This is a genomic window from Pseudoalteromonas aliena SW19 (assembly GCF_014905615.1).
GTDB lineage: Bacteria > Pseudomonadota > Gammaproteobacteria > Enterobacterales > Alteromonadaceae > Pseudoalteromonas > Pseudoalteromonas aliena.
In genome coordinates this window covers 262,284-279,608 of sequence record NZ_AQGU01000027.1, presented here as the reverse complement: position 1 = coordinate 279,608, position 17,325 = coordinate 262,284, and the positions used below count along the sequence as shown (strand labels likewise).

General features: G+C 40.1%; 22 protein-coding genes. 7 read left to right on the top strand and 15 right to left on the bottom strand.

What is annotated here, in order from left to right:
• The first annotated feature begins 7 nt into the window (after positions 1-7).
• From PALI_RS14645 to dolP, 3 genes are all read left to right on the top strand, one after another.
• Positions 8-379: a YraN family protein gene (locus PALI_RS14645; RefSeq protein WP_077535996.1), complete on the top strand. Its 372-nt coding sequence runs from the start codon at positions 8-10 to the stop codon at positions 377-379.
• A gap of 61 nt (positions 380-440) precedes the next feature.
• Positions 441-1,034 carry an SIS domain-containing protein gene (locus PALI_RS14640; RefSeq protein ID WP_077535997.1) on the top strand — a complete coding sequence of 198 codons (594 nt, stop codon included), beginning with the start codon at positions 441-443 and terminating at the stop codon, positions 1,032-1,034.
• Complete coding sequence (gene dolP, locus PALI_RS14635) at positions 1,027-1,593, top strand: division/outer membrane stress-associated lipid-binding lipoprotein (protein WP_138584690.1); 567 nt, start codon at positions 1,027-1,029, stop codon at positions 1,591-1,593. Before PALI_RS14640 ends, dolP begins: the two co-directional genes overlap by 8 nt.
• A 53-nt stretch (positions 1,594-1,646) precedes the next feature.
• On the opposite strand, the gene PALI_RS14630 is transcribed toward dolP, so the two are convergent.
• From PALI_RS14630 to zapE, 8 genes are all read right to left on the bottom strand, one after another.
• Positions 1,647-2,084, bottom strand: a complete 438-nt coding sequence (locus tag PALI_RS14630; protein WP_193156287.1) for a ClpXP protease specificity-enhancing factor — start codon at positions 2,082-2,084, stop codon at positions 1,647-1,649.
• Positions 2,084-2,710, bottom strand: a complete 627-nt coding sequence (sspA, locus tag PALI_RS14625) for a stringent starvation protein SspA (protein WP_077538834.1) — start codon at positions 2,708-2,710, stop codon at positions 2,084-2,086. The genes PALI_RS14630 and sspA overlap by 1 nt, the downstream gene beginning before the upstream one ends.
• Positions 2,711-2,789: 79 nt before the next feature.
• Positions 2,790-3,539 carry a cytochrome c1 gene (locus PALI_RS14620; RefSeq protein ID WP_193156286.1) on the bottom strand — a complete coding sequence of 250 codons (750 nt, stop codon included), beginning with the start codon at positions 3,537-3,539 and terminating at the stop codon, positions 2,790-2,792.
• Positions 3,536-4,801 (bottom strand): cytochrome b, encoded by a 1,266-nt coding sequence (locus PALI_RS14615; RefSeq protein ID WP_077536000.1) that lies wholly within the window; start codon positions 4,799-4,801, stop codon positions 3,536-3,538. Before PALI_RS14615 ends, PALI_RS14620 begins: the two co-directional genes overlap by 4 nt.
• Positions 4,801-5,391 (bottom strand): ubiquinol-cytochrome c reductase iron-sulfur subunit, encoded by a 591-nt coding sequence (gene petA / locus PALI_RS14610; RefSeq protein ID WP_007378319.1) that lies wholly within the window; start codon positions 5,389-5,391, stop codon positions 4,801-4,803. Before petA ends, PALI_RS14615 begins: the two co-directional genes overlap by 1 nt.
• A gap of 570 nt (positions 5,392-5,961) precedes the next feature.
• Positions 5,962-6,354 carry a 30S ribosomal protein S9 gene (gene rpsI, locus PALI_RS14605; protein ID WP_024599268.1) on the bottom strand — a complete coding sequence of 131 codons (393 nt, stop codon included), beginning with the start codon at positions 6,352-6,354 and terminating at the stop codon, positions 5,962-5,964.
• An 8-nt stretch (positions 6,355-6,362) separates the two neighbouring features.
• On the bottom strand, positions 6,363-6,791 hold the full coding sequence (gene rplM, locus PALI_RS14600) for a 50S ribosomal protein L13 (RefSeq protein ID WP_077536001.1): 429 nt from the start codon (positions 6,789-6,791) through the stop codon (positions 6,363-6,365).
• A gap of 242 nt (positions 6,792-7,033) precedes the next feature.
• The gene (zapE, locus tag PALI_RS14595) at positions 7,034-8,122 is read right to left on the bottom strand and encodes a cell division protein ZapE (RefSeq protein WP_077536002.1); all 1,089 of its coding nucleotides are present in this window, start codon (positions 8,120-8,122) and stop codon (positions 7,034-7,036) included.
• A gap of 132 nt (positions 8,123-8,254) precedes the next feature.
• On the opposite strand from zapE, the gene PALI_RS14590 reads away from it, so the two are divergent.
• The 3 genes from PALI_RS14590 to PALI_RS14580 all read left to right on the top strand — a co-directional run bounded on the left by PALI_RS14590 (position 8,255) and on the right by PALI_RS14580 (position 11,367).
• Positions 8,255-8,698, top strand: a complete 444-nt coding sequence (locus PALI_RS14590; protein ID WP_077536003.1) for a YhcB family protein — start codon at positions 8,255-8,257, stop codon at positions 8,696-8,698.
• A 129-nt stretch (positions 8,699-8,827) separates the two neighbouring features.
• Entirely contained in the window at positions 8,828-10,180 is a 1,353-nt protein-coding gene (locus PALI_RS14585) for a Do family serine endopeptidase (RefSeq protein ID WP_138584691.1), read from the top strand.
• Between the two features lie 104 nt (positions 10,181-10,284).
• Positions 10,285-11,367: a trypsin-like peptidase domain-containing protein gene (locus PALI_RS14580; RefSeq protein WP_077536005.1), complete on the top strand. Its 1,083-nt coding sequence runs from the start codon at positions 10,285-10,287 to the stop codon at positions 11,365-11,367.
• Positions 11,368-11,435: 68 nt separating this feature from the next.
• On the opposite strand, the gene murA is transcribed toward PALI_RS14580, so the two are convergent.
• Genes murA through PALI_RS14545 form a run of 7 tightly spaced genes read right to left on the bottom strand, consistent with a single transcriptional unit; the run spans position 11,436 to position 16,100 of the window.
• Positions 11,436-12,695, bottom strand: coding sequence for a UDP-N-acetylglucosamine 1-carboxyvinyltransferase (gene murA, locus PALI_RS14575; RefSeq protein ID WP_138584693.1), 1,260 nt, complete (start codon positions 12,693-12,695; stop codon positions 11,436-11,438).
• Positions 12,696-12,708: 13 nt separating this feature from the next.
• On the bottom strand, positions 12,709-12,966 hold the full coding sequence (locus PALI_RS14570; RefSeq protein ID WP_077536007.1) for a BolA family protein: 258 nt from the start codon (positions 12,964-12,966) through the stop codon (positions 12,709-12,711).
• A 5-nt stretch (positions 12,967-12,971) separates the two neighbouring features.
• Positions 12,972-13,265, bottom strand: coding sequence for an STAS domain-containing protein (locus PALI_RS14565; RefSeq protein ID WP_077536008.1), 294 nt, complete (start codon positions 13,263-13,265; stop codon positions 12,972-12,974).
• Positions 13,258-13,938 (bottom strand): MlaC/ttg2D family ABC transporter substrate-binding protein, encoded by a 681-nt coding sequence (locus tag PALI_RS14560; RefSeq protein WP_193156285.1) that lies wholly within the window; start codon positions 13,936-13,938, stop codon positions 13,258-13,260. The genes PALI_RS14565 and PALI_RS14560 overlap by 8 nt, the downstream gene beginning before the upstream one ends.
• Positions 13,939-13,943: 5 nt before the next feature.
• The gene (gene mlaD / locus PALI_RS14555) at positions 13,944-14,492 is read right to left on the bottom strand and encodes an outer membrane lipid asymmetry maintenance protein MlaD (protein ID WP_193156284.1); all 549 of its coding nucleotides are present in this window, start codon (positions 14,490-14,492) and stop codon (positions 13,944-13,946) included.
• A gap of 13 nt (positions 14,493-14,505) precedes the next feature.
• On the bottom strand, positions 14,506-15,285 hold the full coding sequence (gene mlaE / locus PALI_RS14550) for a lipid asymmetry maintenance ABC transporter permease subunit MlaE (protein ID WP_077536011.1): 780 nt from the start codon (positions 15,283-15,285) through the stop codon (positions 14,506-14,508).
• Entirely contained in the window at positions 15,285-16,100 is an 816-nt protein-coding gene (locus PALI_RS14545) for an ATP-binding cassette domain-containing protein (protein WP_182702878.1), read from the bottom strand. The genes mlaE and PALI_RS14545 overlap by 1 nt, the downstream gene beginning before the upstream one ends.
• A 254-nt stretch (positions 16,101-16,354) precedes the next feature.
• Here PALI_RS14545 and PALI_RS14540 point away from each other — a divergent pair, with 254 nt between their 5' ends.
• Positions 16,355-17,323 (top strand): calcium/sodium antiporter, encoded by a 969-nt coding sequence (locus PALI_RS14540; protein ID WP_077536013.1) that lies wholly within the window; start codon positions 16,355-16,357, stop codon positions 17,321-17,323.
• Positions 17,324-17,325: the final 2 nt, after the last annotated feature.

Here is a 17,325-nt window from a genome sequence, read left to right as displayed (position 1 = left end):
GGGCGACATGTCGTGGTTTAAAGAGCTGTGGCAAAATAGTCGTGAAAAAGGCCAGTATTATGAGCTTGAAGCACAAAAATACTTAGTTACTCAAGGGTTAATCCCGATTGAGCGTAATTATTACTGCCCCTTTGGTGAGCTTGATGTCATTATGAAAGAGGGCAACACCCTTGTATTTGTAGAAGTTAAATTTCGTAAAAATAATTCACGCGGTGGTGCAAACTATGCGTTAAGTCCGCAAAAGCAAGCGAGGCTAAAACGCAGTATTTATCATTATTTAGCGGCTAAAAATTTAACAAACGAAGCACTAAGAATTGATTACGTAGCCATAACGGGAGAGTCATCCCCTAAAATAAACTGGCTTAAAAACGTATTTTAAATACTTAAGCAACATGAGCTTAAGTTCAATATAAAGATCAAGTATAAATTATTGGTAGGCTATGCAAGACACAATTAAAGAAATTTTTACAGAAAGTATTCAAGTTCAAATAGCCGCAGGGGAAGTACTCCCCAGTGCGCTTGAGTCAGCGGCATTTACAATTGCACAAAGCATGATAAACGGAAATAAACTCATTTGCTGCGGAACCGCTAATTGCCATATGTTGGCACAGCATATGGCGGGAGTATTGGTTAATCATTATGAAACTGAGCGTCCGTGCCTACCTGCTATTGCTTTATCTCAAGAAAATGTAAATTTAGGGCAAGCTAGCCAAAACGACGAACATGAAACATTTGCTCGGCAAGTTCGCGCATTTGCTCAGCAAGGTGATTTATTACTGGTATTGGCAATAAATGGTAACGAGAAGCATATTATTTCTGCTGTAGAAGCTGCACTAACCAAAGATATGAAGGTCATAGTCATGGTTGGTGATGATGGGGGAGAATTAGTGGGTTTGCTTGGCCCTAATGACGTAGAGATCAGAACACCTTCTAAACGTCCTAGCCGCATTATAGAATCTCATTTGGTTAACTTACATTGCTTAAGCGAACTAGTTGATTTAACGCTTTTCCCGCAGGATGAAAATTATGTTTAAACGTGCTCTTATTGTTTTAAGTACTGTTGTGTTATTACAAGGTTGTGCCGCTGCAATTGTTGCAGGCACGGCTAGTGCAGTGACCTCTGCAAACGATCGCCGTACTATTGGTTCGCAAATTGATGATAACAACATTGAAATAAAAGCGAGCATTGCTTTTAGTGAAGTAGAACGTCTCGAAAAATTTGCTCATATTAACGCTATAAGCGTTAATGGCATTGTTTTACTTGTGGGTCAGGTTCCAAACCCAGAAATGAAAAATGAAGCTCAGCGTACCATTGAGGGCGTAGCTGGTATCCGTAAAATACATAACCAAATTCGCATTGGCTCGAACATTGGAGTCACTACACAAACACACGACTCTTGGCTTACATCAAAAGTTAAAGCACAGTTACTCACCGCAAAAAATATCAGTAGCAATAACATTAAAGTGGTTACCGAAAATGCTGAGGTGTTTTTAATGGGCTTAGTCTCAGAGCAAGAAGCAAATCAAGCGGTTAATATTACCCGTAATGTATCGGGCGTTGAGCGTGTAATTAAAGTATTTGAATATATGTAAAAATAATAGGCATAAAAAAACCGCTTAAAAGCGGTTTTTTTGACATTTATATATTATTTAATAATACGTAAATGTGAGCCTTTTTTCTTTTCAGGCTTTTCTGGCGGTGTTTCATCAATAAATTCAACTGATGAATCAACGCTTTCAAGCTCTGGAGCAAAGTCGTCTTCGTCCCCTAAAAACTCGTCTACTGTAAAGACTGTACCTTCACCATTTTCACGCGCATATATTGCTAGCACTGCACCTAAAGGCACATACACTTGCATTGGCTGACCACCAAAGCGCGCATTAAAGCTTAGTTGGGTTAAGTCTAACGAAAACTGTGTTACTGCTGATGGGCTTATGTTTAAAACAATTTGTCCATCTTGAACAAACTGTGTAGGCACTTGCACATTAGCAAACTCAGCATCTACCACTAAGTGTGGTGTGCATTCGTTATCGACTATCCAATCAAAAAAGGCACGTAATAAATAAGGACGATTAGGTGTCATTATAAACGGATCTCACGCTCAGCTTCAGTTAAAGAAGCTTGGAATGATTCACGCTCAAATAAACGGATCATGTACTCTTTCATTTCTTTAGAACCCGCACCATTAAGCTCAATACCAAATTCTGGTAAGCGCCATAGTAGTGGAGCCAAGTAACAGTCTACTAAGCTAAACTCTTCACTCATAAAGTAAGGAGCTTCGTTAAAGATAGGTGCTACAGCTAGTAATGCTTCTGTTAACTCTTTACGAGCTTGAGCCGCATCTGATGTGTTGTTGATGATTTTATCAGCTAGGCTGTACCAATCAGTATCAATACGGTGCATCATTAAACGGCTACGGCCACGCATTACCGGATATACAGGCATTAGTGGAGGATGAGGAAAACGTTCATCAAGGTATTCCATGATGATATTTGCCTGATATAAACCAAGCTCACGGTCAATCAGTGTTGGCACTGTACCGTAAGGGTTAATTTCGTGAAGTGCTTCTGGCAGGTTATCTTTTTCAGCCAAATGAATATCTACACTTACACCTTTTTCAGCAAGTACAATGCGTACTTGGTGGCTATACATACAGTTAGCCCCAGAAAAAAGGGTCATTACAGGGCGCTTATTGGCAGCTACGGCCATGCCTACCTCCATTAAATCACTAAAACAGCAATAGGGGCTTAAGCCCCTATTGCAAAATTACCTTTAAATATGTTCAAACTTAATGAACATCTCTCCAGTATTCTTTCTTAAGCATAAATGCCAAAATAAATAGGATGATTAAAAATCCAATTACCTTAATACCTAGTGCTTCCGACTCAAGACGTGAAGGTTCACCCACGTACTCAAGGAAGTTCGTTAAATCACGAGCTGCTTGGTCATACTCATCTACGCTTAACTCACCCGTACCATCTGTTTCAGTAGCGATCACTTTAGTCACTGTGTGACCGTGCTCTTCTACTTCTTTAGTGATAGGAGCTGGTAAACCTTGTAGTTCTTGAAGAACATGCGGCATACCTACCGATGGAAAAACAATATTGTTAACTCCAAACGGGCGAGACTCATCTTTATAAAACGATTTTAAGTACGTGTAAATATAATCAGGTGATTTTACACGCGCAATTAGAGTCAAATCCGGCGGAGCCGCACCAAACCATTTTGCTGCATCGTCTTTTGTGATTGCATTTGTAATATGGCTACCGACTTTAGAACCGTCAAAAATCAACTGCTCTAAACCAACTTCTGTTGGGATACCTATATCACGAAAAGTACGCTCATAACGCTGATACTGCATTTGGTGACAACCAAGGCAGTAGTTCATAAACAACTTTGCACCGCGTTGTAAAGATGGTTGATCAGTAAGGTCGTTATTAGCTTCCATTAAAGGAACCGACGGACCCGCTGCCATAACCATGTTAGGCAACAAGTTTACTGATAAAGCAAATAAACCAATAATAAGCTTCTTCATCATTTTGTTAACCTCTCAGGCAATGGCTTAGTTTTTTCATTCTTACTGTATACGAACAACAGTACGAAGAACATAAAGTAAGTCACAGTACAGATTTGAGAAATTATCGTTTTCAGATCAGTTTGTGGAGTTGCACCCACCCAACCTAAAAGAACGAAAGTAACAACAAAACCTGCAATGTTCCATTTATGGAAACCACAACGGTAACGAACTGACTTAACCGTACCACGGTCTACCCAAGGTAATAACGCAAGCACTACAATCGATGCACCCATTGCTGCAACACCGATTAACTTATCAGGGATTGCACGTAAGATTGCATAGAATGGCGTAAAGTACCAAACTGGAAAAATATGCTCAGGTGTTTTAAGCGGGTTAGCTGCTTCGAAGTTTGGACCTTCTAAAAAGAAACCATTCATCGCAGGCATAAAAAACACAACCCAACAAAACAAGATTAAGAAACCAACCACACCCACAATATCTTTAACTGTGTAATAAGGGTGGAACGGTATTGCATCAACAATGTCTTTTTTGTCAGTGTAATACTCATGAAATTTAAATTTAGGCTTATCTTCTTCAGCTACAGAGCCTTTCTTACGCTTAATTTCAACACCTTCAGGGTTGTTTGAACCCACTTCGTGTAAAGCTACAATGTGTAAGAAAACTAAGATAACAATAACCAGTGGTAATGCAATTACATGCAGTGCAAAAAAGCGGTTAAGCGTTGCACCCGATATTACGTAATCACCACGGATCCAAAGTGTTAAGTCATCACCAATTACCGGAATAGCGCCGAATAATGAAATGATTACCTGTGCACCCCAAAATGACATTTGACCCCATGGTAATAAGTACCCCATGAACGCTTCAGCCATTAATGCTAAAAAGATAAACATACCGAACAACCACAGTAGTTCACGTGGTTTTTGGTAAGAACCGTAGATCATGCCACGGAACATATGCATATATACAACAATGAAAAACGCTGATGCACCAGTTGAGTGCAAGTAACGCAATAACCAGCCATATTCTACATCACGCATAATGTATTCAACTGAGGCGAATGCGCCCTCAGCAGATGGCACAAAATTCATCGTTAACCAAATACCGGTAAGAATTTGGTTTACTAGTACGAGCATGGCTAGTGAGCCAAAAAAGTACCAGAAGTTAAAGTTTTTAGGTGCTGGATACTGTGCAATGTGCATGTTCCAAACACGTGTCATTGGGATTCGGTCGTCTATCCAACCAATAATCTTACCAAACATTAGACTACCCCTCTTTCTTCGCCCACTAAAATAGTGGTTTCATCTAGAAAAGTATAAGGTGGTATTTCTAAGTTTAATGGTGCAGGTACCGATTGAAATACTCGGCCAGCCATATCAAATTTAGAACCGTGGCATGGGCAGTAGAAACCATCGTCAGTCCCTTCTACTTTTTCACCAAAGTTACCTTGTAAAAAGCCAGGAGAACATCCTAAATGCGTACAAATACCTACAGCCAAGAATATTTCTGGGCGTAATGAACGGTAATCATTTGTTGATGATTCTAATTGTTGTGGCTCTTGCGATTGCGGATCACGAAGTTGACCTTCATGTTCTTTCATCTGCTCAAGCATTTTTGGGGTACGTGATACAACCCATACAGGTTTACCACGCCACTCGACACGTATTAATTGTCCAGGCTCAAGTTTGCTGATATCTACTTCTACAGGCGCACCCGCAGATTTAGCTCGCTCACTTGGATTCCAAGACGCAATAAAAGGAACAGCAGCCCCAGCCGCACCAACACCACCAACAACAGAGGTAGCTATGGTTAAAAAGCGACGTCGGCCATTGTCTACAGGCGCATTGCTCATCCACTTATCTCCACTTACGATTCTCAACACTTGCTATATTGAGAACATCAGTTACAGCAGGTTAATTATTCGAAATTTTTAAAATAGAAACGATCATAATTAAAACCCTTGATTAAAACAAGGTTATTCACAGCCTCATGCTCTAACAAACCCAACTTCACCTAAGGTGCAATAAGCCAGTTTGAGTATAGGGCCGAATAGTTATAATACCGTTTCTGTAAAAACAATGTACTGACCAAGATCAACTTCACTAAACAGAAGCTGTAAAAACTACCTATAGCGTCGTTCAACCGATCATTTTACTTACCGGACAATTGTAGCAAATAAATCCATCAATTAACTGATGGATTTAAACTAATTACGATAATTATTTAACTTTTTTGCAGCTATCTGACAATTTCATAACTTTCGTTCGATAAATACGCTGCTCTTGGCAAATATGATCATCAAAAAATCATCATAACCGGATATAGAGGAATCAAAGTAACTAAACTACAATAGCAAAACTTTTGATTCTAAAACAAAAAACCCAGCATAAGCTGGGTTTTTAAATTCTTGATAACGTATAGATTAACGTTTTGAGAACTGTGGACGCTTACGCGCTTTCTTAAGACCCACTTTCTTACGTTCAACTTTACGTGCATCACGAGTAACGAAACCTGCTTTACGAAGTTGTGGACGTAGTGACTCGTCAAACTCCATAAGTGCACGAGTGATACCGTGACGGATAGCACCAGCTTGACCAGTTGTACCACCACCAGCAACGGTGATGTAAAGATCAAATTTTTCAGTCATATCAACTAGCTCAAGAGCTTGATGAACAACCATGCGTGCTGTTTCGCGACCAAAGTACTCTTCTAAAGAGCGCTTGTTGATTACGATGTTACCAGTGCCTGGGCGTAAGAATACGCGAGCACTTGAACTTTTACGACGACCTGTACCGTAGTATTGATTTGCCATGATGGTGCTCCTTAAATGTCTAGAACCTGAGGCTGTTGTGCAGCATGGTTGTGCTCAGTACCTGTGTAAACTTTAAGTTTACGGTACATAGCGCGGCCTAAAGGACCACGTGGCAACATGCCCTTAACAGCCTTCTCGATGATCATTTCAGGCTTTGCAGCTTGAAGTTTATCAAAAGTAGTAGACTTAAGACCACCTGGAAAACCAGAGTGTGAATAGTACACTTTGTTTTTGAATTTGTTACCAGTTACAGTAACTTTTTCAGCGTTGATAACGATGATATAATCACCAGTATCTACGTGCGGTGTATATTCAGCTTTGTGCTTACCGCGTAGGCGATGAGCGATTTCAGTAGCGATGCGACCTAAAGTTTTACCTTCAGCGTCAACTACGTACCAGTCACGTTTTACTGTTTCTGGTTTAGCAACAAACGTTTTCATTTATAAAAATCCAATGTTTTTCAATTAAAACCACAAGTAGTTAATATTAACTACTGCTCTAAGTTTGCTATAACCCCTTCGAGTTTTAGACTTTTGCGCCGCTCACAAGTGGCTAGACTATATGAAGGCATAGAACGCAACGTGGCAGACGCGGGAGTATACCAGCACTTAAACTACATTGCTACCGGCCGCCTGTTTTTTCCACAAAATATTTAACTCAGATAACTTTATTACTTTTTGCTTTATACCAAATGCTCTTTTGCTAAATATTCTAAAGATTGCATTTCCTGTAAGCGGCTAATACAACGCTTAAATTCAAAGTTGAGATTACCCTGCGTATAAAGGTCGGTGATTGGTTGCTCTGCTGAAATAATTAAGGTTACATGACGCTCGTAAAACTCATCTACTAATGCAATAAAACGCCTTGCTGCATCATCGTTTGTTTGTCCAAGCTGTTTTACGTTAGATATAATCACCGTGTTATATAAACGACTAATTTCCATGTAATCGACTTGGCTACGCGCGGTTTCGCACAATTCACTAAATTCGAACATCACCACACATTTAGCCACTTTGCGGGTTTTAATTAAACGCCCTTCTATTTCTATAGACTCGTTTAATTGCCCAGGTTCTGGTGAAAGCTTATCGAAGTAGTCAAATAGATTTTTATCGGCTTGCTCATCAAGCGGGCTATGAAAAATTTCGGCTTGCTCAAGTGTCCGCAATCGATAGTCAATGCCAGAGTCTACATTAACTATGTCAGTATTAAGTTTAACTAACTCGATTGCTGGCACAAAACGCGCTCGCTGCAGGCCATTTCGATAAAGCTCATCCGGCACTATGTTCGATGTAGCAACAAGTACAATACCGCGCGCAAATAGCGCCTCCATTAAGCCGCCTAACAACATGGCATCGGTAATATCTTGAACAAAAAACTCATCAAAGCAAATGATGTCTGTTTCTGCTTTAAAAATATCTGCTATTTTCTCTAATGGATTTGCGGTGTTATTTAGCTTTTTAAGCTCATCGTGTACGCGGTGCATAAAACGATGAAAATGCACGCGCATTTTACGTGTACCTGGTAAGGATTCATAAAATGTGTCAACTAAATACGTTTTACCACGCCCAACTCCCCCCCAAAAGTACAATCCTTTTATAGGTGCAGGCTCATTTTTACTAAATAACTTAGCAAAAAAGCCTTTTGATTTTGGCGCTGCCTGAGTTAAGTCATCGTATAAACGTTGTAAATGACGCACCGCATTTTCTTGTGCTGCGTCATGTACAAAGTCATCTCGCTTTAAGTCTTGTTGATATGTTTGCCAAGGAGTCATATGTATTTACAGTCAAAACGCAGTTTAATTTGAAAAGCATATTAACACGCATCATAACTCGGGGTATATTACCCTTAGTATGATTCGTAATTGAATCGGCATTTATTAGTTATTTTCCCAAGGGGTAGAATTATGGGTACAGTTACGTGGATAGGTTTAATTGTCATTACTGCTGTGGTGGCATTTTTTATTGGTGCATTTATTACTAAAAAGCAATTCAAGCAAGATGAGTTAAAAGAACAAGCAGTACAAGCTCAAAATGCGCTTGAGCAATATCGTCAAGATGTAGCAGATCATTTAGCGAATACAGGTAAGCTCGTAAATAAAATGAAAGAGAACTATGATCAACTACTTAGTCATGTTGAGGCAACCAATCAACTGCTTTTAGAGGATAGAAACCAACAACCAGCCGAACCTTTTTTCTCTAAAGAAACAACGGAGCAGTTGCAGGCGTCTTTAAAGGAACGTCAATCAGATCGTTCATCGGCTAAAGCACAACCTGCTGATTACGTATCAGGCGAATCAGGTTTATTTGCTGGCCAAAATAAAGTTTCAGAACATTCTAAAGCATCTTGATGAACTTTTTTTTGACCCCATAGTCTTTAAATATAACAGCTTTGTTGTTTTATTTTAATAAACCGAAAAGGGCTGCTGTAAAGTAGCCCTTTTTGTTTTGCTTTATCTTAAGTGGAGTTACCCCTGACTATGAAAATGAAATTATCACTTATCAGCGCAGCTATCTTATCTACAAGTTTATTAATAAGTCCTGCCGCATCTTACGCAAAAATGCCGATTGCAGTAAATGGTCAACAACTTCCCACTCTCGCACCTATGTTAGAACAAATATCTCCAGGTGTTGTGAGCATTCAAGTATCGGGATCTAAAGAAGTACGTCGTCGTGCAGATCCGCTTGAATACTTTTTTGGACAGCAACAGCCCCGAAGCCAGAAACGCCAGTTTAGTGGTTTGGGATCAGGTGTAATTATTAATGCAGACGAAGGTTATGTAGTTACAAATAATCATGTTATTCAAGATGCCGAAAAAATGGTTGTCACTTTAGAAGATGGCCGTGAATTTGAAGCGACTAAAATAGGCACAGATAAAGAGTCTGACATTGCGCTTTTGCAAATCGATGCTGATGACTTAACAGAAATAAAGCTCGCTAACTCAGATAAATTACGTGTTGGTGACTTTGCGGTCGCTATCGGTAATCCATTTGGCCTTAGCCATACAGTAACATCGGGTATTGTGAGTGCGCTTGGTCGCAGTGGTTTAAACATTGAAGGCTATGAAGACTTTATTCAAACCGATGCAGCTATTAACCAAGGCAACTCTGGTGGCGCTTTAGTTAACTTAAATGGTGAATTAATAGGGATTAATACGGCTATTTTAGGTGCTTCAGGCGGTAATGTAGGGATTGGTTTTGCTATCCCTTCTAATATGATGAAAAATCTTGTTGATCAAATAATTGAACACGGTGAAGTGCGTCGAGGCTCATTAGGTATTTCTGGCCGCCCACTTGATGCTGGTCTTGCTAAAGCGCAGCAACTTGACGTAAAACAAGGTGCTTACGTTATGCAAGTAATGGACGACACAGCTGCAAGCAAGGCAGGTATTAAAGCCGGCGATGTTATTGTTAGTATTAACGATAGTGATATTAGCGGTTTTCACGAACTGCGCAGTAAAATTGCCACATTGGGCGAAGGCCGTGAGATCAAACTTGGCATATACCGCGATGGAAAAATTAAAACGGTTAAAGTAACCCTTGATGGCGCATCGGGTATTACTGCAACCGGCGAAGAGCTGCATCCTGCTTTTCAAGGTGCCGAACTCGAGAACGTACAAAAAAATAGTAATAAAGGTGTTGAGGTTAGAACGGTAGACCCCCGCTCTCCTTCTGCGCGTGTTGGTCTTGAAGAAGGCGATATTATCATGCAAGTAAACCGCCAACGTGTTGAGACAATTCGCGACATGAATAAGATTATCGACAACACTAAAGGCAATATAGTGCTAGGCGTTAAACGCGGGCGCGAGTCGATTTTTATTCTAATTCAGTAATAACACAACACAACTAACGTAATAAAAAATAACAGCGGCACTTGCCGCTGTTATTTTTTTTGTGTCATCATAAAGAGATTGCTCACTTACATAATAAGAAACTCGTGCTGAAATTAATAAAATTTATTCTCCCCCCTTTATTTGCAGGCCTTAGTATTGCTTTTTTAGTGGTTTTTTTCAGCCCTAATATGCGAGCCGCTTTATTGCCTAATGTGCCTTTACCGAGCGCGATGAGCGCCAGTCACCTGAGTTTTTCGGATGCTGTAAAGCGCGCTGCCCCTTCTGTGGTCACTATTTTTTCTGAGAGTATTTCTAAAGAGCCACGTTATAAACGCAAAAATACGGTGCAAGAACTCGGCTCTGGCGTAATCATGTCGCAAAATGGCTATATTCTCACCAATTACCATGTAGTTAATAATGCAGACCAAATCATGGTAATTTTAACCGATGGCAGGCGCTTTTTTGATGTACAGCTTATTGGGTTTGATACTATTACCGATTTGGCGCTCCTTAAAATAAATGCAGAGCACCTACCTATCATCCCTATAAATGATGACTACATATCCAGTGTCGGCGATGTTGTACTTGCTATTGGCAACCCGCTCAATTTAGGGCAAACGATTACCCAAGGCATTATTAGCGCAACAGGCAAGCAAAAAATTACGGATAGCCCTTATAATAATTTATTGCAAATGGATGCGGCGATTAATGTGGGCAACTCAGGTGGCGCACTCGTCAACTCTAATGGTGACTTAGTCGGGATTACTTCTGCTCAATTTAAAACGCGTGAGAACCTTAATATTCAAGGAATATTTTTTGCTGTTCCCTACACGTTAGCAAAAGAAGTAATGAGTAAATTAATCCGCCATGGTCGAGTTGTACGCGGTTATTTAGGCTTTGAAGGCACTGCCGTTGATAGCACTGGCAAAGAGGTTAACGATAGCCTTACACCTGTGTCTGGAATGCGTATCACTAACTTAGACCCTTTGGGTCCGGCTTGGCAGGCTGGTATTGAAGAGCAAGACATTGTTATTAAAATTGCAGGGCTTTCTGTGGCTAACCCACAAAAGGTACTAAAAGAAATCGGTAATACTGAGCCTGGTAAAGAAATAGAATTTGAACTTTACCGCAATGGTAAAATAGAAAAGATCATGGTTACAGTCGCTGAGCTTGAGACAAAGCTATAACACGATTGTATTCGCTTAGAAAATAAAAAAGCGCGGATAAAACCGCGCTTTTACTTTAAAAACAGTGATTAACTGCTTTTACGTTTAATATTTGCACCTAGCGCACTTAGTTTGTCCTCAATACGCTGATAACCTCTGTCAACATGATAAATACGATCTACAACCGTTTCACCTTGCGCTACTATTCCCGTTAAAATTAAGCTTGCTGAAGCACGTAAATCGGTCGCCATAACTTGTGCACCCGTTAGACTTTGCGTATCACCACAAATGGCGGTATTACCCTCAAGACGGATGTTTGCTCCCATACGTTGCAGCTCTGGTACATGCATAAAACGGTTTTCGAAAATAGTTTCGGTTATGGTTGCACTGCCATTTGCCACTACATTTAAAGCAGTAAACTGGGCTTGCATATCGGTTGGGAAACCTGGATGCGGTGCTGTTTTAATATTAACAGCTTTAAGTTCGCGACCACGCATATCTAGGTAAATACTATTCTCATGAACCTCAAGAAGCGCATTCGTTGCTCGTAATTTTTCAATTACAGGTTCAAGAGAGTGAAAGTCGGTATTTTTACAAAGTACTTCACCACCAGCCATTGCTGCAGCGACTAAAAACGTACCTGTTTCAATTCTGTCAGGCAAAATACGATGCTCACATCCAGCTAAACGTTCAACGCCTTCGACCTCAATACGACTAGTGCCTGCACCCGTAATTTTAGCGCCCATAGCAATCAAGCAATTAGCTAAATCGATTATTTCAGGCTCACGTGCTGCGTTATCAAGCACCGTTTTACCATCAGCAAGTGCGGCGGCCATCAGTAAATTTTCGGTAGCGCCTACGCTTACCATTTCCATAAAGATTTCAGCGCCTTTCAAACGCCCATTTACCTTGGCATTAATATAACCATTTTCAACGCTTATGTGCGCGCCCATGCGCTCTAGACCTTGAATATGAATATCTACAGGACGAGCACCAATAGCACAACCACCAGGTAAAGACACTTGAGCTTCACCAAATCTTGCAACTAAAGGGCCTAAGGCAAGTACAGATGCGCGCATTTGTTTAACTAAATCGTATGGCGCTAATGTTTTATCAACCGTAGCACCATCAATAATGAGTGTGTCACCTTGCCAAATAACATCTGCACCTAAGGTTTTTAATAGCGCTTCGGTAGTAACAATATCGCGAAGACGTGGCACATTGGTAAATGTACTTTTACCATCAGCCAATAGTGAAGCAAATAAGATAGGAAGTGCGGCATTTTTAGCGCCAGAAATAGTCACCTCACCAGCAAGTGAAGTGCCACCTTGAATTACAAATTGATCCATTAGGAGGCCCTATTTATTGCGGTAAAATAAATTTTTGTTCACGCTTCCACTCTACAGGAGTAAATGCACGAATAGATACGGCGTGAATTGTACCATCTGAGATGGTACTCATTAGTGGACCATAAACTAGCTGCTGCTTTTTAACTCGGCTTAAACCGTCGAAGCATTCGCCTACTGCAACAACTTCATAATGACTACCATTGGCTTTTACATGCACTTCAGCTAATTGAAGTTCTTCGCGTAATAATGTTTCGACTTGGCTAGTTTCCATAACTCTCACTCAAATAGGGTTGTAACTTGACCCAATTGCATTAAATTTTGCAATTGCTCAGGTAAATTTTGCAACTCAAGGCGAATGCCTTGCTGCTTTAATTCTGCAAAAGAGTGAATTAACCAAGCTAAGCCCGCCGTGTCAACCCTAGATACCCCACTTAGGTCAAAATAGATGATTTTATGCTTAGTTAATAGCTTATTGTTCAGAAGCCGTTCATCGCCAATTGAATTTCGAGTAAGCTCACCGCTTACCCGAAAGTGTTGTTCATCAACATGGCTTATCGCCAATTTAGTCATTTGCACCATTACCTCTAAACTGAACCGGTAGCTGACTCTTTTGCTCTAGAAGGTTACTTACATTGTCGATACCTTGCTGGCGCAAAATACCTTGTAGTTCACTTTGTTTCGCATCTAATAAACTAATACCTTCAGCAATCATATCGTACGCACGCCATTCACCGCCACGATCTTCTCGTACCTTAAAGTCAATTTTGATATCTGGTTTACCATCTTCAATGATTTTAGTTTTAACAACAACGACATCTTTACCTTTAAATGCTTGCTCAGCACCAAACTCAACTTTTTGGTTTGTGTACTGTGTAAATACACCCGCATACGTTGCAACTAAGTACTCTCTAAATACAATAATAAAACGTTGAATATCTTTAATTGCCTGAGCTTTTTCGGCTTCATCCGTTATCGCACGCACTTTAGATACTTCACTACCTAACACACGAAGTGCAGCGTATTTATAATCTATGTAAGGCATCAATTCTTCTTCAACAATAACGCGAAGATGCTCGCTATTTTTAACGATTAGTGGTTGATCCTTTTTTATTCTTGCAAATGTATTATCGGCAACTTGGCGAACCATTTTATTAGGATCGACGAGCTTAACATCAGCTGCATTTATACTTTGCGCAAACGTCATTGTACCTAGTGCTATAATAGCTAAAAACTTTTTCAACATAATAATTACTCACTACCTTGGTTGAATAAAAACTGCCCAATTAACTCTTCAAGTACGATGGCAGACTTAGTATCAGTGATTGAATCGCCGTCACCTAGTGCTTTACTATCTACACCAAATAAATCGTCAATTGCTTGGTCTTGCTTATTTTCGGTTACTGTTTCGCCTAAACAACGTTGTTCTGCAGAATTTGGCGAAATCACTGGGTGGAGACCTAAGTACTGCTCACCCAAAATCCCCGATGTTAAAATAGAAATTGAACTCGTATCTGAAAAACGACATAAATACTGTGCATCAATAGTCATATTAACGACTGGTAAAAATTCTTGTGGATGAACATAAATAGAGTCAACTCGACCAATAACAACGCCCCCGACTTTAACTGGGGCACGTGCTTTTAATGAGCCTATATTTTCAAACTTGGCATTTAGCGAATATGTTTCGCCTGTGCCACTAATACCTGAATTGGCAACTTTAAGCGCAAGCATCGCAAACGCTAAAATTCCTAACGCTACAAAAAAACCAACTAAAATTTCTAATTTCCGTGAATTCATTATCTATACCCTATTAGCTGGTAAACATTACCGCTGTCAAAATAAAGTCAAAACCTAAAACTGCCAATGACGAATGTACAACCGTTTCGGTGGTTGCTTTACTGATCCCTTCAGAGGTCGGTACACAGTCATAACCTTTATAAAGTGCAATCCAGGTCACCACAATGGCAAATACAATGCTTTTAATTATGCCGTTTAATATATCTTGCTGAAACGACACTTGTGATTGCATGATTGACCAAAAACTTCCAGTATCAACTCCTAGCCAATCAACGCCCACTAAATGAGCGCCTATAATAGCCACAGCTGAAAATATCAATGCAAGCAATGGCATACTAATAAAGCCCGCCCAAAAGCGCGGTGCAATTATGCGTTTTAGTGGATCAATTGCCATCATTTCGAGTGATGATAACTGCTCTGTTGCTTTCATTAAGCCAATTTCAGCAGTCAGTGCGCTACCTGCTCGTCCTGCAAATAGTAATGCAGTAACAACTGGGCCTAGCTCTCGTAATAAACTCAGCGCAACTAACGGCCCCAAACTATCTTCAGCGCCATACCCCACCAATACGGTGTAACCTTGCAACGCCAACACCATGCCAATAAACAACCCCGACACCATAATAATGAGCAGCGATTGCGATCCCACCATGTAAAGTTGGCGAATAAGTAGCGGAGTGCCTTTTTTAAAATTAGGTACATGCGCTAACGCACTAAACAGCATATAAGCAGAACGACCCAGGGCCGCAAAACGCCCTAGCGTTTTATGTCCTAGCTTTTGAAATAAATCAAACATTATGCTTTTTCTCCAAGTAGCTCATCTGCATAAGCTTGGGCTGGGAAATGAAATGGTACAGGACCATCCGACAAGCCTTTTAAAAACTGTTGGACTAAAGGAGATTCATGGTTGCGCATCTCATCAGGAGTACCACAACCAATTACACCTTGATCAGCAATAATAATAACGTGATCCGCAATACTCATTACCTCGGTAACGTCATGGGTCACAATTAAAGACGATAGTCCCAACACTTCATTAAGTGATTTAATTAACTTAACTAAAACCCCCATTGAAATTGGGTCTTGGCCAGCAAATGGCTCATCGTACATTATTAGCTCTGGATCAAGTGCTATAGAACGAGCAAGTGCAGCACGTCTTGCCATACCACCTGACAACTCTGATGGCATTAAATCTTTAGCACCACGTAAGCCAACAGCTTGCAATTTCATTAGCACCACTAAGCGAATAAGATCTTCGCTTAACTTAGTATGCTCTCTTATCGGAAACGCGATATTGTCAAATACCGACATGTCGGTAAACAACGCACCACTTTGAAAAAGCATACTCATTTTAGTACGCGCTTCGTATAGCTCTTTGCGAGACATTTTAGGAATGCTACCGCCTTCAAATAAAATATCACCCGAATCTGGCTTAAGCTGACCACCAATTAAACGTAACATCGTGGTTTTGCCAATTCCGCTTGGCCCCATAATCGCAGTGATTTTACCTTTAGGTACACTAAAACTCATATTTTTATATATGGTTCTATTGCCTCTCGAAAAGCTAACATCCTTGACTTCTACTATTGATTGCGACAAGTCGCTCTCCATAAAATGTTCACTAGTGCAGCTATTTTAAAGCTTTTTGATCCAAGATGGAAAAAACAATTCGTAAGATTTTGTAATACACATGTGAAAAGGATTATAAGACTCACTCAAAACAGCTTAACCTCAGCTTAAATAGCTAAGTAAGCTGTTTTAAAGCACCATAGGTATACAGTTGACCTTACTCTTTTATTTATACTTTCATCTTGGCTTTTGTTACTATTCGCGCCATTACTATTTTGAATAACTGGCTTAACACAATGGTTACCTCGTTTGTTATTTTAATTCTTGGTTTTGCAGCTCTAGTTTGGAGTGCAGACAGGTTTGTTTTTGGTGCAGCAGCGCTTGCAAAAAACTTTGGGGTTCCAACTCTCATTGTTGGTTTGACTGTGGTAGCGATGGGTTCATCAGCTCCAGAAATGATGGTTTCAGCTTCGGCAGCACTTGCAGGTAAAACGGATACTGCGGTAGGCAATGCCATTGGTTCAAATATAACAAACATATTACTCGTGTTAGGTATAACTGCATTATTTCGTCCGCTTTCAGTATCATCTGGTACATTAAAACGAGAAATACCACTGGTACTTCTCGTATCGTTAGCTAGCTGGTATATTTTTTCTGACAACTACTTTTCATTAGTCGAAGGCGTAGCCTTGTTAATTGGCTTCATTGTCTTTATTGGCGGATTAATTATTGTATCTATGCGTGCAAAAAATCAAGACGACCCATTTGTATCAGAAGCCTGTGATGATGTGCCTAGCAATGTACCAACAAAAAATGCTGTCTTTTGGTTAGTCATTGGCATGATATTACTCCCTGTCAGCTCATATTTTTTAATTGGTTCTGCTGTCGACATTGCTAAGTTTTTCGGTCTAAGTGACCTAGTAATTGGCCTAACTATCATTGCCATTGGCACCAGTTTACCAGAGCTTGCAGCCTCCATTGCAGGTGTGCTTAAAAACGAAGATGACTTAGCGCTGGGTAATATTGTTGGCTCAAATATTTTTAATATTTTGGCGGTGTTACCACTGGCTGGTATTATCAACCCATCAATCATTGACCCTTCTGTAGCAAGTCGTGACATACTAATAATGATTGGTGCAACAATTGCGCTTATTGTTATGTCATTGAACTTTAGAGGCACACAACGCATCAATAGAGTAGAAGGTAGCCTATTGTTAATCGCATTTTTGGGCTATCAAGGATATATTTTCAGTCAAGTAGGGTAAAT

Coding starts and splice junctions, on each gene's coding strand:
- PALI_RS14645 (WP_077535996.1), top strand. CDS start 8: ATGTCGTGGTTTAAAGAGCTGTGGCAAAATAGTCGTGAAAAAGGCCAG.
- PALI_RS14640 (WP_077535997.1), top strand. CDS start 441: ATGCAAGACACAATTAAAGAAATTTTTACAGAAAGTATTCAAGTTCAA.
- dolP (WP_138584690.1), top strand. CDS start 1,027: ATGTTTAAACGTGCTCTTATTGTTTTAAGTACTGTTGTGTTATTACAA.
- PALI_RS14630 (WP_193156287.1), bottom strand. CDS start 2,084: ATGACACCTAATCGTCCTTATTTATTACGTGCCTTTTTTGATTGGATA.
- sspA (WP_077538834.1), bottom strand. CDS start 2,710: ATGGCCGTAGCTGCCAATAAGCGCCCTGTAATGACCCTTTTTTCTGGG.
- PALI_RS14620 (WP_193156286.1), bottom strand. CDS start 3,539: ATGATGAAGAAGCTTATTATTGGTTTATTTGCTTTATCAGTAAACTTG.
- PALI_RS14615 (WP_077536000.1), bottom strand. CDS start 4,801: ATGTTTGGTAAGATTATTGGTTGGATAGACGACCGAATCCCAATGACA.
- petA (WP_007378319.1), bottom strand. CDS start 5,391: ATGAGCAATGCGCCTGTAGACAATGGCCGACGTCGCTTTTTAACCATA.
- rplM (WP_077536001.1), bottom strand. CDS start 6,791: ATGAAAACGTTTGTTGCTAAACCAGAAACAGTAAAACGTGACTGGTAC.
- zapE (WP_077536002.1), bottom strand. CDS start 8,122: ATGACTCCTTGGCAAACATATCAACAAGACTTAAAGCGAGATGACTTT.
- PALI_RS14590 (WP_077536003.1), top strand. CDS start 8,255: ATGGGTACAGTTACGTGGATAGGTTTAATTGTCATTACTGCTGTGGTG.
- PALI_RS14585 (WP_138584691.1), top strand. CDS start 8,828: ATGAAAATGAAATTATCACTTATCAGCGCAGCTATCTTATCTACAAGT.
- murA (WP_138584693.1), bottom strand. CDS start 12,695: ATGGATCAATTTGTAATTCAAGGTGGCACTTCACTTGCTGGTGAGGTG.
- PALI_RS14570 (WP_077536007.1), bottom strand. CDS start 12,966: ATGGAAACTAGCCAAGTCGAAACATTATTACGCGAAGAACTTCAATTA.
- PALI_RS14565 (WP_077536008.1), bottom strand. CDS start 13,265: ATGACTAAATTGGCGATAAGCCATGTTGATGAACAACACTTTCGGGTA.
- PALI_RS14560 (WP_193156285.1), bottom strand. CDS start 13,938: ATGTTGAAAAAGTTTTTAGCTATTATAGCACTAGGTACAATGACGTTT.
- mlaD (WP_193156284.1), bottom strand. CDS start 14,492: ATGAATTCACGGAAATTAGAAATTTTAGTTGGTTTTTTTGTAGCGTTA.
- mlaE (WP_077536011.1), bottom strand. CDS start 15,285: ATGTTTGATTTATTTCAAAAGCTAGGACATAAAACGCTAGGGCGTTTT.
- PALI_RS14545 (WP_182702878.1), bottom strand. CDS start 16,100: ATGGAGAGCGACTTGTCGCAATCAATAGTAGAAGTCAAGGATGTTAGC.
- PALI_RS14540 (WP_077536013.1), top strand. CDS start 16,355: ATGGTTACCTCGTTTGTTATTTTAATTCTTGGTTTTGCAGCTCTAGTT.